Source organism: Dorea sp. 210702-DFI.3.17 (genome assembly GCF_020560825.1).
Classification (GTDB): Bacteria; Bacillota; Clostridia; order Lachnospirales; family Lachnospiraceae; genus Dorea; species Dorea formicigenerans.
In genome coordinates this window covers 1-252 of record NZ_JAJCNB010000130.1, presented here as the reverse complement: position 1 = coordinate 252, position 252 = coordinate 1, and the positions used below count along the sequence as shown (strand labels likewise).

1 pseudogene is annotated in these 252 nt (G+C 39.7%); it reads left to right on the top strand.

The window, feature by feature from the left end:
* A pseudogene (locus LI149_RS15230) lies at window positions 1-252 on the top strand (ABC transporter permease); the annotation flags it as partial.

Below are 252 nucleotides of genomic sequence, written 5' to 3'. Positions count from 1 at the left end.
CTATAACCTTGTCCTTTGCATTGATTCTTCCGGATGAAGCATTCCTATATTATAGTCAGGGAATGTATGATACCTATGTCAATGCGGTGCTCAGTGAGCAAGCTCTGAATGGAAATAGCCTTATGACTGCATATTTGGATTTGAACGAGAAGCTGGACGAAATTGACATTGAATATGAAAGCTATCTTCAGAATATGGGTCGTCAGCTTTTCTACACCATAGCATCCAGTTATATTACCCTCTATCTTGCGA